Here is a 16,154-nt window from a genome sequence, read left to right on the forward strand (position 1 = left end):
CCCCCCCCCCCCCCCCCCCCCCCCCCCCCCCCCCCCCCCCCCCCCCCCCCCCCTTTTAGATGTGTATAAGAGACAGCTTTTAGAGATAGCAACCTCACGACAACCACCGAGTTTGATTTAGTAGCTGAGAATGGGCAGTGGTTTATTGACGATATTTTTGATACCAATCAGCAGAGTGTTCGTCATGCTATTGATGCCAATAATAAAGCCCTGCGTATAAAGGGGGAAACATTGCCATAATCGCTAGTTGCCTTTGTCATTTGAGGGCTCACTGCGAACGCCTGACGCTATCGTGCCCTGCGCTTTTTCATCGCGCCATTGCTTGCGCAAAGAAAACATTTTCTCCAGGGCACGTCGTATGGTGGTTATCCAGCCAGCCGGCCGGGGATCCGCCAACATGCTTAATGCACGAGCATAGTCAAGTATCAGCCCTGGTGTCCAGGCCATCGTTTTTGCACGTTTACGTATTTGTACCGCCACCCATAATTCCGGCGTCGTGAGAATTTTACTCAACACCCACCAGTGGCCACGTTGCCCCCATATTTTACTCACTACGCCTTCCAGCGCCGCTTCAAGACCCCGTGCCACACTGCTTGAGCAGTTACGATAGGTGAGATTATAAGTATTGTCTTCACGATAAACTTCCCAGAACCGTTTCAGACGTTCAGCATCGTAGTTCCTGATCCGCACTCGCTGGGTTGAAGAACACCATGCACCGGACTCAGTCACATAATCCGGTTGGAATTTCCCTTTAACATTATTGTCTGCGGTTGCCCGCAGCAAGCGGGTAAATTGATCTGGCGACCGGTCAATATCGACTGCGGGATACAGACTGATATAAATGCCTTCCGGAGATTCTAGTGCAGCATGACCAGTAGAAATCACCCCATCTTTATCCACCGCAGCAATATAACGATCAATAACAGGATGAGGTACCGTTGCACTCTTCGAGGATCCCACAGGAGTCCAGACATGTATGGTCAATGCAGGTTCATCATCATCCGGAGGACCTTCCCATTCAGTTACCAAAGGCGTGGTTATTGCGCTACTGGCTTCCTCTGCGGCCTTATTACCCAAAACTGCGGGGTTGACCTCCAGCTTTTTGACGCGCATCGCCAGCATAACCATATTCCACCCACCAAACATCAACCCCAGTCCTAAACAATAAGGTACGGTGCCGACATAATGGGTCGGATAGGGTTGAAAGAAGAAAATAGCTAACATAACTTCCAATACACCGCCAGCCACCACCAACTTCCAGTTTTTATAGCGCACGACCCCAGCGGAGACGATTTGCAGTAGCCCATCGGCCAAAAACAAAGTGCCAAAAATCATCGATAAAATAAAATGGCCATGGTGTTGCCCACTCAATATCAATATTGCGGCCAGTGAAAATGCACCTCCTTTTACGTAACGCAAGGTACGTTGCCCGCCGATGCCGGTATGCGCGACCATCAACGTTGCCAGTCCCTCTACCAACAACAGGAAAGCGAAGGGATGCAAAGGGAAATAAATCGCGTCATCCAACGCATCGATGAAAACGATTAAACCCGCTAACACGCCTAACCAACCGGCAATCATCAATCCTCGCCAGCGGCTACGCAAATAATCAACCCCAAGTAAAATCATTACCAACCGAACCATGCCTTATCCCCTCTAATTGTAAGGCGGCTTGTCAGATCTACGCAGAGGTGCTCTTCCAAGATGGCATGAGTATAGTTTCCCCCTCTGAAATCACGCAATTTGTGTCGTTTCAAACTGCATAGGTGCAACTACAGGCATTTCTGTACAAGATACTGGGTTGATTGGGGAAATGCGGGTTAAACCAAGTTGATATGGAAAATGATAAAAACGCTGTTAAATCAGAGAGTTGTTGATTTTGGTGGAGTTCGGGGGAGACTTGATATTGGAGCGGGTGAAGGGAATCGAACCCTCGTATGCAGCTTGGGAAGCTGCCGTTCTACCATTGAACTACACCCGCTTAGGTGTGCGACTGGCATTATAACCGGTTATGCGCGCCGGGCAAGAGAAGAAAGTGCATAACTGCCGATGTTTTAAGCGGTTAGCAACACCCCGCTCTCTTCAGGCGAAAAAAAACCGGCACAGTCGCCTGCACCGGTTTAATCACTTGGCGAAGATTACTTGCTCGGGCGCATGGCCGGGAACAGGATCACGTCGCGGATGGTGTGGCTGTTGGTCAACAACATCACCATACGGTCGATACCGATGCCCAAGCCTGCAGTTGGCGGCAGGCCGTGTTCCAGCGCGGTGACGTAGTCTTCGTCGTAGAACATCGCTTCGTCATCACCAGCATCCTTCGCGCTAACCTGATCGGCAAAACGCTGCGCCTGATCTTCTGCGTCGTTCAGTTCCGAGAAGCCGTTACCGATCTCACGCCCACCGATGAAGAATTCGAAACGGTCGGTGATTTCCGGGTTCTCATCATTACGGCGTGCCAGCGGAGAAACCTCTGCCGGATACTCGGTGATGAAGGTTGGCTGGATCAGATGGCTTTCCGCGGTCTCTTCGAAGATCTCGGTAACCACGCGGCCCAGGCCCCAGCTCTTCTCAACCTTGATGCCGATCGACTCGGCAATCGCTACGGATTTAGCCATATCGTTCAGATCGTCCAGATTGGTTTCCGGACGATATTTCTTGATCGCTTCGCGCATGGTCAGCTTGTCAAACGGCTTGCCGAAGTCGAACACCTCATCGCCATAAGGCACTTTGGTGTCACCCAGCACGTCCTGCGCCAGCGTACGGAACAGCGACTCAGTCAGTTCGATCAGGTCTTTGTAATCCGCATACGCCATATAGAGTTCCATCATGGTGAACTCTGGGTTATGACGCGGGGAAACGCCTTCGTTACGGAAGTTACGGTTGATCTCGAACACGCGCTCGAAGCCACCTACCACCAGGCGCTTCAGATACAGCTCTGGCGCGATACGCAGGTACATGTCGATGTCCAGCGCGTTGTGGTGAGTAACGAACGGACGAGCAGACGCGCCGCCAGGGATCACCTGCATCATCGGGGTTTCGACTTCCATAAAGCCTCGACCCACCATGAAGTTACGGATCGCCGCCATCACCTGAGAACGGATCTTGAAGGTGTTACGGGATTCTTCGTTGGCGATCAGATCCAGATAACGCTGGCGATAACGGGTTTCCTGATCGGCCAGGCCGTGGAACTTGTCTGGCAGTGGACGCAGTGCTTTGGTCAGCAGACGCAGCTCGGTACAGTGGATAGACAGTTCGCCAGTTTTGGTCTTGAACAGCTTACCGCGTGCGCCAAGGATATCGCCCAGGTCCCATTTCTTGAACTGCTCGTTGTAAACGCCTTCAGGCAGATCGTCACGTGCCACGTAAAGCTGAATGCGGCCACCCACGTCCTGCAGCGTCACGAAGGAGGCTTTACCCATAATACGGCGGGTCATCATACGGCCAGCCACGGTCACTTCGATACCCAGTGACTCCAGCTCTTCGTTTTCTTTGCTGCCGTATTCGGCATGCAGCTTGTCGGAGGTGGAATCACGACGGAAGTCGTTCGGGAACGCAATGCCGTTCTCGCGCAGCGCGGCCAGTTTTTCACGGCGTGACTGCAGCTCATTGTTGAGATCCAACGCCTGTTCGGCGCCTTGTGCTTGTTGCTCAGACATTTCTGTTCCTCATAACCCGGCTTTCAAACTTGCCTCAATGAATTTATCCAGGTCGCCATCCAGTACGGCCTGCGTATTACGTGTTTCGACGTTGGTGCGCAAATCCTTGATGCGGGAATCATCCAGCACGTAAGATCGGATTTGGCTGCCCCAGCCGATATCGGACTTGTTGTCTTCCAGCATCTGCTTATCAGCATTTTTCTTTTGCATCTCGTATTCATACAGCTTGGCGCGCAGCTGTTTGAATGCCTGATCCTTGTTCTTATGCTGAGAGCGATCGTTCTGGCACTGCACCACAATGTTGGTTGGCAAGTGGGTAATACGCACCGCCGACTCGGTTTTGTTAACGTGCTGACCACCGGCACCGGAGGCGCGGTAAACGTCAATGCGCAGATCGGCCGGGTTGATTTCGATATCGATATCGTCATCCACTTCCGGATAGATAAATACGGAACTGAAGGAGGTATGGCGACGGCCACCGGAGTCGAATGGGCTCTTGCGTACCAGGCGATGCACGCCGGTTTCAGTACGTAACCAGCCAAACGCGTAGTCGCCGATAATCTTGATGGTTGCCGATTTCAGGCCCGCGACGTCGCCGTCGGACTCTTCAATCACTTCCGTTTTAAAACCTTTGGATTCCGCCCAACGCAGGTACATGCGCAGCAGCATGCTGGCCCAGTCCTGTGCTTCGGTGCCGCCGGAACCTGCCTGGATATCCAGGTAGCAGTCCGCGCTATCATATTCACCAGAGAACATACGACGGAATTCTAGTTGTTCCAGCTTGGCGCTCAGTTGATCGAGCTCAACCACGGTCTCGTTAAAGGTGTCTTCGTCTTCCGCCTCGACCGCCAGTTCCAGCAGGCCCGTGACGTCTTCACAGCCTTGTTCCAGCTGATCGATGGTTTCAACAATGGCTTCCAGCGACGAGCGCTCTTTGCCTAATGCCTGTGCGCGTTCAGGTTCGTTCCAAACGTCCGGCTGTTCCAGCTCGGCGTTAACTTCTTCTAAGCGTTCTTTCTTGGCATCATAGTCAAAGATACCCCCTGAGAACGGCTGTCCGCTCGGACACATCCTGAATGCGGTTTTTTACCGGATTAATTTCAAACATGATTTTTTGCGTTCTTACGTTGATGTCGTCGATGGCGAAATGCCATTGGAACCGGTAATTCTAGCGGATCCAGTCGCCAGTTTATAGCGAGTTGGTCAGTTTTTGTGGGGGATTGAGATTAGGGCACCCGCAGGTGCCCTGATAAACCGGTTAACGCGGCCAGAGGTGTTGAATTAGCAACTGCACATTACGGTTGCCACGGAACTCATTCACGTCCAGCTTATACGCCAGTTCCACTTCTTTGATGCTGCTATCCGGCCACTGCGTGGTATCGATGTTGAAGGCGATGCCGTCCAGCAATGGGCCACCACCGAGCGGTTCGATCATCAGCTTCAGGTGTTTTTCGCCCACCAGCCGCTGCTGCAGGATACGGAACTTGCCGTCAAAGGTTGGCTCAGGAAACGCCTGCCCCCACGGCCCGCCCTCACGCAGAAGTTCTGCGGTGGTCAGGGTCAGTTCTTGCATCATCAGTTCGCCGTCCGACCAGATCACGCCTTCCAGCATGGCGGGATCTAGCCATTCGCCGACCAGTTCGCCAAAACGCTGGCGAAACTCGTCAAACTTGGCCTCCTCCAACGACAAGCCCGCCGCCATCGCATGGCCGCCGAACTTCATCATCAGCCCAGGATTCAGGGTATCGAGCCGCTCCAGCGCATCACGCATATGCAACCCGGCCACCGAGCGGCCAGAGCCTTTCAGAATGCCGTCGCCCGCAGGGGCAAAGGCGATCACCGGGCGATGGAAACGCTCTTTGATACGCGACGCCAGAATGCCCACCACGCCCTGATGCCACTCCGGGTGATACATCGCCAACCCGTAAGGCAGTTCAGTGGTCGTGCGTTCCAGTTGATCGCACAGCTCCAGCGCTTCCACCTGCATCCCCTGCTCAATCTCACGCCGGGTCTGGTTGAGCGCGTCGAGATCGTTGGCCAGCATACGCGCCTGGGCAATATCGTCGCTCAACAGCATGGCTACACCGATCGACATATCGTCCAGCCGCCCTGCCGCGTTCAGCCGTGGCCCAAGGGCAAAGCCGAGATCGCTGGCGGCCAATTGCCGCGCATCGCGGTTGGCCACCTCCAGCAAAGCGCGGATACCTGGCCGACACTTGCCAGCCCGGATGCGGTTCAGCCCCTGATACACCAGAATACGGTTGTTGGCATCCAGCGGCACCACGTCTGCCACCGTGCCCAATGCCACCAGATCCAGTAATTCGGCCAAATTAGGCATAGCCAGCGCACGCTGTTCGAACCAGCCGCTGTCACGCAGCTTGGCCCGCAACGCCAACATCAGATAGAAGGCAACGCCAACACCAGCCAGGGATTTGGAGGGAAAATCGCAGTCACGCAGGTTCGGGTTAACGATCGCCTCTGCCGCAGGCAGCGTATCGCCCGGCAGATGGTGATCGGTGACCAGCACCTGTATTCCCAAGCCGTGCGCAACGTCTACACCCGCATGAGAAGAGATGCCGTTATCGACCGTAACGATCAGCTCGGCACCCCGAGCCGCCGCCTGTTCCACCACTTCGGGGCTCAGGCCATAGCCATCCTCAAAACGGTTGGGCACCAGATATTCGATGGAGCTACAGCCCATGCTACGCAAGGCCAGCACCGTCAGGGCGGTACTGGTGGCACCATCTGCATCAAAGTCGCCCACCACCATGATGCGACGGCCATCGGCCAGTGCCTGCTGCAATATCGCTACCGCAGCATCGATACCGCTCAACTGTTGCCAAGGCAACATGCCCTTGACGCTACGCTCCAGTTCCTGTTCACCCTTAACTCCGCGCAACGCGTATAAGCGACGCAACAGGGGGGGCAGGCTGGCGGGTAAATGGCTGGCATCTGCCGCCTCACGGCGGCGTAATTGGGTTTTAATACTCACCGTAACTTATTTCGTGGCTGCGGAGGCTGCATGCGCATCCAACATCGCGGCCATCTCTTTCGGCCCTTGGTAGCCAGGGACAACCATGCCGTTTTTCAGCACGATAGCCGGAGTACCGTTGATACCAAACTGTACGCCCAGTGCATAATGCTGGCTGATATCGGTTTTGCAGGTCGCCGGAGACACTGCGTCGCCCTTCATGGCGGCATCAAAGGCTTTAGCACGGTCTGCGGTACACCAGATGGAACGCATATCTTTCTCTGCCTGAGATTCCAGGCCCTGACGCGGGAACGCCAGATAGCGCACGGTGATCCCCAGATCGTTGTACTCTTTCATCTGCTCGTGCAGCTTGTGGCAATAGCCACAGGTGATATCGGTAAACACGGTGATCACGTGTTTCTCTTTCGCCGCTTTGTAGACGATCATCTGATCTTTCAGCGCTTCCAGACGGGTCATCAACAGTTGATTAGTCACGTTGACCGGCTCACCGCCGCTGACGTCAAACAGCGGCCCTTGCAGCACGTGTTTGCCATCTTCCGTCACATACAGCGTGCCGCCTTCGGTCAATACGGTTTTCAAACCAGCGACCGGCGAGGGTTGCACGTCTGCCTGCTTAATGCCCAGGCTACCTAGTGCTTTCTGAATAGCTGCATCGTCAGCATGGGCCGCACCGGTAACCGAAGCCACCAGCAGGGAGAGCAGCATTAAACCTTTTTTCATTCTTCCAATCCTTTCGATCCCTGCGCGTCAGGCGCGCGGGTGATGCTGTTGATGTAGCTGTTTCAATCTTTCAGTGGCTACATGAGTATAAATTTGTGTGGTTGAGAGGTCGCTATGCCCCAATAACATCTGTACGACACGAAGATCGGCCCCATGGTTCAGTAAATGGGTGGCGAAAGCATGGCGCAGCACATGCGGAGACAACCGTTCGCTGTCGATACCCGCTAGGATCGCATAGTGTTTAATCCGATGCCAGAACGTCTGGCGGGTCATTTGCTGGCTGCGGTTGCTGGGAAACAGCACATCCAGCGTCTGGCCGTTCAGCATCCAGGGCCTGCCGTGTTCCAGATAATTTTCGATCCAGTACACCGCTTCTTCGCCCAACGGCACCAGGCGCTCTTTGTTGCCTTTACCGATCACCCGCACCACGCCCTGGCGCAGGCTGACATCGCTGATGGTCAACCCCACCAGCTCCGACACGCGCAAGCCGGTGGCATACAACACCTCGAGCATAGCCTTGTCACGCAGCTCCAACGGTTGATCGACGCAAGGCGCCTGTAGCAAGGCCTCAACCTGCGCTTCGCTCAGATCCTTGGGTAACCGCTGCGGTAATTTGGGCGAGGCCAGCAACGCGGTGGGGTCATCCGCCCGCATTTTTTCACGGTTGAGATATTGGAACAGGCGGCGCATCGCGCTTAACAACCTGGCTGAGCTGGTCGCTTTGTATCCTCCCTCTACCCGTTCGGCGAGAAAGGCCTGTAAGTCCAGAGCTTCGGCCTGTAAAAGGCTGCGGTTGTTGAGAGCCAGCCAACCGGCCAACGCCTGTAAATCGAGCCGATAAGAGGCCAGCGTATTCTCTGCCAGATTGCGTTCGATCCACAACGCATCCAGGAATTGCTCAATCAGCGCACTGTCTTGCTGTTGCACGCGGTCCCCTCTTCATTATCTTCATACCCTATGGATTTCAAGCTGCAGCTTGAAAGACGACGGGTATATGCCACAGGCATTATGCCTTAAGGTATACTCGTTGCAATTCTACACACGGCATTATAAACGGTTTAAATATGAAGATTGGTCTGTTTTACGGCTCCAGCACCTGCTACACCGAGATGGCGGCAGAAAAAATCCGTGAGATTCTGGGTGAAGACCTGGTCGACCTGCACAACCTGAAAGACGTTTCTCCCAAGCTGATGGAAGACTATTCCATCCTGATCCTGGGTATTCCAACCTGGGATTTTGGTGAGCTGCAAGAGGATTGGGAAGCGATCTGGCCGCAACTGACTGAACTAGACCTGAAAGGCAAGATCGTCGCCATGTACGGGATGGGCGATCAGTTGGGTTATGGCGAATGGTTCCTGGATGCGCTGGGGATGTTGCACGACCAGCTTGCCCCGCAGGGCGTGCAGTTTATCGGTTTCTGGCCGATTGACGGGTTTGAATTCACCAGCCCCAAACCGCTCAGCGCCGACGGCAAACACTTTGTTGGCCTGGCGCTGGATGAGGTGAACCAGTACGATCTGAGCGAAGAACGCCTGCAACAGTGGTGTGAACAGATCCTACTGGAGATGGAACCGCTGCTGTAACGAAATTGGGCGCGATATCGCGCCCAACAAAATCCTTATTTCCACAACCTGAAACGGCTCTCACCATTGCTGGCCGGCGTCTCTGCGGTTTCTGGCTCAGCAGCGTTGCCTTTCAAGCGAGCCGGGTCGGCCACCTGATACCAGTCCAGTTTACGCGTCAGCAGCATAATGCCCGCCAGCACCCCGAACAGCAGCACCGAACCTAATACCAGCGCGTTATCTTCCGACTGCAACAGCATATACAGAATGCCATACAGCAGGAGCAGACTGGCGGCGAACAGCATGCCACGGCGCATCCCACGCAGCACGGCGCTGAGGTAGAAGGCAATCAGTCCACTACAGGCCACGCTTGCCAGCAGGTAGGCTACGTCGAATCCCAGATGTTCCGAGAAAGCCAGCAGGATCAGGTAGAACAGCACCAGCGCCGCCCCCACCAACAGATACTGGATCGGGTGTACCCGCAGCCCGGTCAGGGTTTCGAACAGGAAGAACGCCATAAACGTCAGCCCCAGGAACAGCACCGCATACTTCACCGCTCGCTCGGTCAATTGATAGTGATCGACCGGTTCGATCAGGCTAGTCGTGAAGGTCGGCAGCTTTTCCTCTTCCATAATGCCGTTGTCATACATGAAGGCGCTATTAATGTTGTTGGCAAACCAGGTGCTGCGCCAGCGGGCCGAGAAGCCTTTATCAGTCACCTTGCGCTCATCCGGCAGGAAGTTGCCGAGGAAGTTCGGGTGCGGCCAGTTGCTTTGTAATAGCAGCTCGGAACTGCGCCCTACCGGCACCAAAGACAAGCTGCTGGTCCCTGCCAGGTTCAGTGTGAAATCCGCCGTCAGCCCTTCTTTCTGCAACGAGGCCAGGGCCAGCGGTGCATGGATCCCCTGAGAAAGCCCGCTGACCAAAGTACCCGGCTCAAACTTGGCCTGCTGTTGAATGCCGTTGAGGGCAGAGATGCTTTTGATACCACGAGAATCGCTTAATGACAGCATCAGGAAGGGTTGGCCGACCGTAATGTTGCTATGCTGCAAATCCTCCAGATCGGGTTGGCCGAATTTCACCTGGAAATCCAGTGGCCCCTGATACACCTGAGTCTGGTAGATACCCAGCTTGCGGATCTCAACGTTGGGCCTGCCATTCACCACCAAGGATTCGGGCAAGACAAAGCGTTGATAGCGGCTGGTCTCTATCTTGATTTCACCTTTTTCATTTTTCTTCTCTTCGCGCAAGGTGTACGGGATCACGATCACTGGCCCAAGAATACGCTGCGCCCGGCTGGTGCTTTCGCTCACTTGCCCCACCACGCTCTGGCGATAGCCGCTGCGTTCCTGTACCACATCCATGAGCATGCCCACCGGGATCATCATCAGGATCATCAATCCCAGCAGGGTGGTTATTTTCCAAAACAGTACCGATTTAAACATCGTGGCAGACTCCTTGTAGGTAATGTCGCTACGATAAAGTCGGCAAGTGAAATCAGAATGTGGTTATGTGAAGAGAAGGTGAAGTGCGGACAATATGTTGTAATCAGAGGGGTAAAGTGAGGATGGCCTTCGCGCCGGTGGGTTGCAGGTTTTGCAAGCGGATGGTGCCACGATGCAGGCGCGCCACTTCCTGCACGAAGTTCAGGCCCAGGCCGCTGCTCTTGGGTTTATCTTCCCGCGCCAGGGAATAGAAGCGTTCAAACACCTTATCCAGCGCATAGTCGGGTATGCCGCTGCCAGTATCGCAAAGGGTGATTTGGTAATGATGCTCCAACCGCTCGCCATCAATGCTAACCGAGCCACCCTCCGGGGTGAAATCCAGGGCATTATCCAGCAGGTTGCTCAGCGCCTGCCCCAGTAAAAAAGCATCCCCGGTCAGCGATGCTTCCGCTAATGCCCCCAATTCAATCGTGACACCACGCTGCGCCGCCTGTGCTTCTTTGCCCGCGACAATCTGCCGGACTAACGGCACCATCGCTACCGTAGCCAGTTCCAAACCGGGCCGGCTTTCTAACTGCGCCTGCACCAACAGCTTATCGACCAATTGTTGAATGCGGGCGCTCTGCTGTTCGATGTTGGTCAAAAAGCGTTGTGCCGTCGCCGGAGGCGGTGATTCCTGCAATAGTTCCGCCGCGCCACGGATCGCCGCCAGCGGGCTTTTCAGTTCATGAGTCAGGGTATGCACATACTGTTCAATGTAAGCCTTGCCTTCCAGCTTCATGCGCATGCTTTCCAACGCTTGTGCCAGTTGGGTAAGTTCAACGCTGCCCATGCGTGGCAGTGGCACCGCTTCGCCGTGCGCGACCCCGTCGGCGTAACGTACCAAGCGGTTGATCGAGCGGTTAATCCACCAGACGAAGCCCAGCCCGATCGCCAGCGCAATCCCCAGCAGCACCGCGCCCGCCAGCAAAATACGCCTCTCGCTGCGGCGGATCACCGGTGCCATGGTGCTGTTGGGCTTGCCGACGCTCAACACGCCGATAATCTGCCCTTGCTCCACCACCGGTGCGGCCACGTACATTACCGAACTGCTCTCGTCATCAGCAATCGTCCGGGTACTACGAGCACCGTATTGGCCACGTAATGTCAGATAAACATCGTTCCAGCGGGAGTAATCCTGCCCCAGCGCCTGGCCTGATGAATCGAAAATCACCTTGCCGCGCCCATCGGTAAGATAGACGCGATATTCGTTACGATCTTTACGGATCCCGGCAATATTGGCCCCGATCGGCCGCTGATTTAGCTGGGCGATAGCCTGTGCCAACTGACCTTTTGCCGCATCCCCATGTCTCATATCCAGCCGCGCCACCTGTGCCAGCAAGTTGGCGGTATCCACCAGCGTGCCTTCAGTGGCACGCCGTACGCCAGGTTTGACCTCCTGCACGAAAATGCTCAGTACGAAATAGCCCGCCACCGCCACAATCAGGAAATAGCCCAACAGCAGGCGCAGGCCAATCCTCATGGCTGGCGGCTCACGCTATAGCCTAAGCCACGATGGGTATGGATTGGGGGTTCTGCGGCATCGATCGCCCGCAATTTGGCACGCAGCGTTTTGATATGGGTATCAACGGTACGATCCAGGCTCTCTTCCGCCTGGGCCCAAACGATGTCCATCAACTGCTGGCGGGAAAACACCCGGCCAGGCGCTTGCAACAGGGTTTTCAGCAACAAGAATTCATAGCGGGTCAGCGGCAACGGCTGCTGGTGGTAGCAGATCGTGGCCCCCTCTTCATCCAGGCTGAAGGCACCAAAATGATAAAGGGCAGGCTGTTGCAAGCGCTGCTGCTTGTGTAAACGCCGTAGGATCGTGCGCACACGAGCGCTGACCTCACGCGGGGAAAAGGGTTTGGCGACATAGTCATCGGCACCGATTTCCAGCCCGATCAGGCGATCGAGTTCACCGCTGCGCGCGGTAAGAAACAGGATCGGTAAATCCACCGCCTGCGCCAGCAGCCGACGGCAAAGCTCAAAACCGTTGATATCAGGCAGGCCGACGTCGAGGATCACCAATGCCGGTAAGCCCTGTGGCAAAGCCTGCAAAGCAGGCTCGCCACGATCAAACCAACGCACCTGAAAGCCTTCGCTCTCCAGGGTATAAATCAGCGTATCCGCAATGCTGGGCTCGTCTTCTACCAGCCAAAGCAGCGGTTTCATTATACGTCCTCGTCGGTAGCGGATTGTTCAAACAACAACCGCTGACTCAGTTGGCGCCAATCCGCTTTGCTCATGGAATCCGAAGCCAACCACAGCCGATGGCGTTTTTTGCCGTTGGCCTGCTGAAGCGACAGTAAAATACCGAACCCTGGCATCCAGGGCTTGTTCACCATCAGCCATTCCTGGCCATGCCACTCAATCCGGCGTTCAGCCAGCAAACGCAGTTCTCCCTGCCTGGATGCAATGCGCTTTTGGCTGCGAATGCATTCAAACACCACCAACGTCAACAGCACTAACCAGATCGGGCCATAGCCTTCCGGCCAAGGGGCGATCAGGATCAGCAAAATCAGCAGGCCGTGAGTCAGCAACGAGACTAACTGGGTACGCCAGGAAACGCGGACATCACATCGCCACTGGGCCACGGGCTTTATTTCGCGTTTGGATCAGGGACACCATTCTCTGCAGATCTTGATCCTGCGGAGCGCCATGATTCATCAGCCAGTTGAACAAATCGGGGTCGTCACATTCGAGCAAGCGGATGAATACGACCTTGTCTGCATCACTCAGCGTATCGTATTCATGTTCGAAAAACGGCATGATCGAGATATCCAACTCGCGCATGCCACGGCGGCAGGCCCAGTGAATACGTGCTTTATTATTAATATCCATGTTGTTATGACTAACCTCTTTTCGGCATGGCTTGCCATGCTCTTGGGCAACCGACACTTGGTATGGCAACGCGCGCGCAATTTAATTCCGTCAGCCAACGATTTGGGTGCAATTGGGTCTCGTTGGCCGTAAGCGCCTAGAGTAACAATTTGACATACTCGCCGGGAAGGGCGTTTACCCAACAAAACGTAAAATGTCAAAAAAAGCGCTGCCTGGTAATAACTGCTTGCAAAGCCAGCCACCTCTTTTACCATGGTAGCAACCCCAACAGGTATGCTAAACATGCAGCAGGAACCGATTATGGCGTTCAATATTCCTTTTCCACCCCGTCAACCTTCCGCCTCCTCCCATCTGCCACTGACGCTGATCTCACTGGAAGATTGGGCCATGGTGCAGTTGAGCGGGCCAGACACGGTAAAATATCTTCAGGGCCAGGTAACGGCTGATATCGACAAACTGGCGGCCGATCAACACGTGCTGTGCGGCCATTGCGATGCCAAAGGCAAAATGTGGAGCAACCTGCGTTTATTCCACCGTGGTGAAGGCTTTGCCTATCTTGAGCGCCGTAGCGTGCTGGAAAGCCAACTAGCGGAAATAAAGAAATACGCGGTGTTCTCCAAAATCACCATCGCGGCAGACAGCAATGCGGTGCTGCTGGGCCTCGCTGGCCTTGAGGCGCGGGCCGCATTAGCGAAAGTGTTTAGCACCCTGCCAGATGCAGAACATCAAGTGGTGCAAGACGGCGATACCACTTTGCTGCACTTTGCGCTGCCAGCAGAACGTTTTGTGCTGATTACCACGGCAGAAACCGCCGCTCTGCTAGCTTCCAAGCTGGAAGGACAGGCTGAGCTGAACGACAGCCGCCAATGGCTGGCACTGGATATCGAGGCCGGTTACCCGGTGATTGATGCAGCAAACAGTGCACAGTTGATCCCTCAGGCGACCAATCTACAGGCGCTGGACGGGATCAGCTTCAGCAAAGGCTGCTATACCGGGCAGGAAATGGTGGCCCGCGCCAAGTTCCGGGGAGCCAACAAGCGTGCCCTGTACTGGCTGGAAGGTAAAGGCAGCCAGGTACCTCAGGCGGGTGACGATCTGGAGTTGAAGCTGGGTGAAAACTGGCGCCGTACCGGCACCGTGCTGGCGGCAAGCTTGCTGGCTGACGGAACACTGTGGGTGCAGGTGGTGATGAATAACGATCTGGAAGCGGACAGTGTGCTGCGCGTACGCGATGATGCCAGCAGTCAGCTCGCCATCAAGCCTCTGCCTTACTCACTGGCGGAAGAAAAGTAAGTGGTTTGGCCGCAGGCATCGAGCCTGCGGCCAGACGAGTTATTCGTCCAATTCCCCATCACGCGGCACCAGATAAATCAGCACCAGCAAAATAGTGACAAAGAAGCGGAAGGCATCGGGCACCCCGTTCCACTGTTTTGACATCCACATGCCAAACCACTCACCCCCAACTGACATAAAGGCCACCTGCCAGGTGAGGAAGCCTAACGTCAACCCTGCGATGGCAAAAGTCTTGGCCCGGTTAAAGCTGGCCGCTGGCAATTTCAGGCCGCACAGCAGGCGAATTCCCCCAATCCAACACAAAATAGCGGTGAGGGTTTCCAACGCAATAATGCCGATATACCCCACCTGATGTAGCCATGGCGACTGAATGGAACGATAGGTGATAGTGGCATCAGGGAAGATCGTATCCATCATAAAAACATGGCGTACGAAAGCGAAGTTGGTGTCGTAATCGGTGATATTGCCAAAGGCCACCAGTGAGGCAAATAGCGCGATAGCGCAAACCAGCAGGGCTTTGGATAAACGAACGATCATAGTGAAGAGTCCTGGGTAATGATTAAAGGCACCGGAAGGTGCAAATACCCCATAGATCTCAAGATGCAGGTCAGCCAGCAGCAAGCGCAGCCAACCCCCTGCGACTTGAAAGCGAGGGGTTTGGCGGGCTCAGAAATAACGCTAAGGCTTGCTGGATACCCGAAAGAAACAAGCGCCTCTTTTTAACCCAAAAGAAACGCTTTGGCAATATATCGACAACAGATGGGCAGGTTATACGTAAAGGTAGATCGCCATGAAGTGGCACACACTGCCGCCGAGCACAAAACCGTGCCAGATCGCATGGCCAAAACGGAAGCGTTTCGAGGCGTAGAAAATCACCCCTAGCGTATACACCACGCCCCCCACCGCCAGTAAAGTGACTCCACCGACGTCCAGGCGCATTGCCAACTGGTAAATCACGATCAGTGACAACCAGCCCATGGTTAGATAGGTCACCAACGACAGCACCTCAAAGCGGTGCGCAAATGCCAGTTTGAAAATCACGCCGAACAGCGCCAGCCCCCAGATCACCACCATCAGCCCTCGCGCCAACGGTGAGTCCAGCCCCACCAGCAGGAACGGCGTATAGGTTCCGGCGATCAGCAGGTAGATGGCGCAGTGGTCAAATTTTTTCAGCCAGTGCTTGGCTCCCTGATGTGGAATAGCATGATACAGCGTAGAAGCCAGGTACAGCAGGATCATACTGCCGCCATACAGGCTATAACTGGTGATGGCCGTTACCCCAGCGCCGTCGTTTACCGCCTGAACCAACAGCAGCACCAGGCCGACAATCCCAAACACCAAGCCAATACCGTGGCTGATGCTGTTGGCAATTTCCTCTGCCCATGGATAAGCCGTGGCGGGCAACTGGTCTGCCCCGACTTTCACTTCGTCCTTTTTCCCCATAACGCGCAACCCCTCAAAACAACGCATATTGTGCGAATTAACTGCAAATGAGATTAACTGAGAACGATTCCAGTGTACACGTGTACGCTAAAATAAAACTGTGTACGCTTGTAACACCAAGCGAACATCGAAATCCTCAGCCTGCTGGGCTACAATCGAT

General features: G+C 54.8%; 15 protein-coding genes and 1 tRNA gene. 2 read left to right on the top strand and 14 right to left on the bottom strand.

From position 1 onward, the window contains the following. Positions 1 to 243: 243 nt before the first annotated feature. The 7 genes from JHD74_RS17455 to xerD form a co-directional block, all read right to left on the bottom strand. Positions 244 to 1,644, bottom strand: a complete 1,401-nt coding sequence (locus JHD74_RS17455; RefSeq protein ID WP_199063177.1) for an HdeD family acid-resistance protein — start codon at positions 1,642 to 1,644, stop codon at positions 244 to 246. A 263-nt stretch (positions 1,645 to 1,907) separates the two neighbouring features. Further along, positions 1,908 to 1,981: transfer RNA gene (locus tag JHD74_RS17460), tRNA-Gly, on the bottom strand. A gap of 157 nt (positions 1,982 to 2,138) precedes the next feature. Then, positions 2,139 to 3,656, bottom strand: coding sequence for a lysine--tRNA ligase (lysS, locus tag JHD74_RS17465; RefSeq protein ID WP_024530770.1), 1,518 nt, complete (start codon positions 3,654 to 3,656; stop codon positions 2,139 to 2,141). Between the two features lie 9 nt (positions 3,657 to 3,665). Then, positions 3,666 to 4,764, bottom strand: a protein-coding gene (gene prfB, locus JHD74_RS17470; protein ID WP_098929871.1) for a peptide chain release factor 2 whose coding sequence is annotated in 2 segments (ribosomal slippage) — positions 3,666 to 4,688 and positions 4,690 to 4,764 — 1,098 coding nt in all. Because the reading frame shifts where the segments join, the coding sequence is not laid out codon by codon here. Between the two features lie 150 nt (positions 4,765 to 4,914). After that, entirely contained in the window at positions 4,915 to 6,648 is a 1,734-nt protein-coding gene (recJ, locus tag JHD74_RS17475) for a single-stranded-DNA-specific exonuclease RecJ (protein ID WP_024530769.1), read from the bottom strand. A gap of 6 nt (positions 6,649 to 6,654) precedes the next feature. Beyond that, entirely contained in the window at positions 6,655 to 7,368 is a 714-nt protein-coding gene (gene dsbC, locus JHD74_RS17480) for a bifunctional protein-disulfide isomerase/oxidoreductase DsbC (protein WP_024530768.1), read from the bottom strand. A gap of 27 nt (positions 7,369 to 7,395) precedes the next feature. Next, on the bottom strand, positions 7,396 to 8,295 hold the full coding sequence (xerD, locus tag JHD74_RS17485) for a site-specific tyrosine recombinase XerD (RefSeq protein WP_021179811.1): 900 nt from the start codon (positions 8,293 to 8,295) through the stop codon (positions 7,396 to 7,398). 137 nt (positions 8,296 to 8,432) lie between these two features. Between xerD and fldB the strand changes: the two genes are divergently transcribed. Further along, the gene (fldB, locus tag JHD74_RS17490; RefSeq protein ID WP_021179810.1) at positions 8,433 to 8,951 is read left to right on the top strand and encodes a flavodoxin FldB; all 519 of its coding nucleotides are present in this window, start codon (positions 8,433 to 8,435) and stop codon (positions 8,949 to 8,951) included. 35 nt (positions 8,952 to 8,986) lie between these two features. Here fldB and creD read toward each other — a convergent pair whose 3' ends face one another. The 5 genes from creD to sdhE all read right to left on the bottom strand — a co-directional run bounded on the left by creD (position 8,987) and on the right by sdhE (position 13,258). Further along, the gene (creD, locus tag JHD74_RS17495; RefSeq protein WP_065684479.1) at positions 8,987 to 10,375 is read right to left on the bottom strand and encodes a cell envelope integrity protein CreD; all 1,389 of its coding nucleotides are present in this window, start codon (positions 10,373 to 10,375) and stop codon (positions 8,987 to 8,989) included. 103 nt (positions 10,376 to 10,478) lie between these two features. Then, entirely contained in the window at positions 10,479 to 11,897 is a 1,419-nt protein-coding gene (gene creC / locus JHD74_RS17500; protein WP_074029728.1) for a two-component system sensor histidine kinase CreC, read from the bottom strand. After that, on the bottom strand, positions 11,894 to 12,589 hold the full coding sequence (gene creB / locus JHD74_RS17505; RefSeq protein ID WP_024530765.1) for a two-component system response regulator CreB: 696 nt from the start codon (positions 12,587 to 12,589) through the stop codon (positions 11,894 to 11,896). Before creB ends, creC begins: the two co-directional genes overlap by 4 nt. Continuing rightward, positions 12,589 to 13,011 (bottom strand): protein YgfX, encoded by a 423-nt coding sequence (locus tag JHD74_RS17510; RefSeq protein WP_074029727.1) that lies wholly within the window; start codon positions 13,009 to 13,011, stop codon positions 12,589 to 12,591. Before JHD74_RS17510 ends, creB begins: the two co-directional genes overlap by 1 nt. Further along, complete coding sequence (sdhE, locus tag JHD74_RS17515; RefSeq protein ID WP_024530763.1) at positions 12,992 to 13,258, bottom strand: FAD assembly factor SdhE; 267 nt, start codon at positions 13,256 to 13,258, stop codon at positions 12,992 to 12,994. Before sdhE ends, JHD74_RS17510 begins: the two co-directional genes overlap by 20 nt. A gap of 300 nt (positions 13,259 to 13,558) precedes the next feature. On the opposite strand from sdhE, the gene ygfZ reads away from it, so the two are divergent. Next, positions 13,559 to 14,551: a tRNA-modifying protein YgfZ gene (gene ygfZ / locus JHD74_RS17520; protein ID WP_074029782.1), complete on the top strand. Its 993-nt coding sequence runs from the start codon at positions 13,559 to 13,561 to the stop codon at positions 14,549 to 14,551. A gap of 39 nt (positions 14,552 to 14,590) precedes the next feature. Here the strand turns inward: ygfZ and JHD74_RS17525 are convergent, their stop codons facing one another. Continuing rightward, entirely contained in the window at positions 14,591 to 15,088 is a 498-nt protein-coding gene (locus JHD74_RS17525) for a DUF2165 family protein (protein ID WP_021179803.1), read from the bottom strand. Positions 15,089 to 15,319: 231 nt separating this feature from the next. Next, on the bottom strand, positions 15,320 to 15,994 hold the full coding sequence (locus JHD74_RS17530) for a hemolysin III family protein (protein ID WP_024530761.1): 675 nt from the start codon (positions 15,992 to 15,994) through the stop codon (positions 15,320 to 15,322). Positions 15,995 to 16,154 lie beyond the last annotated feature (160 nt).

The sequence above is a fragment of the Serratia sp. ASV30 genome (assembly GCF_016428815.1).
Lineage (GTDB): Bacteria > Pseudomonadota > Gammaproteobacteria > Enterobacterales > Enterobacteriaceae > Chania > Chania fonticola_C.

What these genes read in the sequence shown, in the direction of transcription:
- creB (WP_024530765.1), bottom strand. Translation starts at nt 12,589, where the DNA reads ATGAAACCGCTGCTTTGGCTGGTAGAAGACGAGCCCAGCATTGCGGAT.
- lysS (WP_024530770.1), bottom strand. Translation starts at nt 3,656, where the DNA reads ATGTCTGAGCAACAAGCACAAGGCGCCGAACAGGCGTTGGATCTCAAC.
- fldB (WP_021179810.1), top strand. Translation starts at nt 8,433, where the DNA reads ATGAAGATTGGTCTGTTTTACGGCTCCAGCACCTGCTACACCGAGATG.
- ygfZ (WP_074029782.1), top strand. Translation starts at nt 13,559, where the DNA reads ATGGCGTTCAATATTCCTTTTCCACCCCGTCAACCTTCCGCCTCCTCC.
- JHD74_RS17530 (WP_024530761.1), bottom strand. Translation starts at nt 15,994, where the DNA reads ATGGGGAAAAAGGACGAAGTGAAAGTCGGGGCAGACCAGTTGCCCGCC.
- dsbC (WP_024530768.1), bottom strand. Translation starts at nt 7,368, where the DNA reads ATGAAAAAAGGTTTAATGCTGCTCTCCCTGCTGGTGGCTTCGGTTACC.
- JHD74_RS17525 (WP_021179803.1), bottom strand. Translation starts at nt 15,088, where the DNA reads ATGATCGTTCGTTTATCCAAAGCCCTGCTGGTTTGCGCTATCGCGCTA.
- JHD74_RS17455 (WP_199063177.1), bottom strand. Translation starts at nt 1,644, where the DNA reads ATGGTTCGGTTGGTAATGATTTTACTTGGGGTTGATTATTTGCGTAGC.
- creD (WP_065684479.1), bottom strand. Translation starts at nt 10,375, where the DNA reads ATGTTTAAATCGGTACTGTTTTGGAAAATAACCACCCTGCTGGGATTG.
- creC (WP_074029728.1), bottom strand. Translation starts at nt 11,897, where the DNA reads ATGAGGATTGGCCTGCGCCTGCTGTTGGGCTATTTCCTGATTGTGGCG.
- sdhE (WP_024530763.1), bottom strand. Translation starts at nt 13,258, where the DNA reads ATGGATATTAATAATAAAGCACGTATTCACTGGGCCTGCCGCCGTGGC.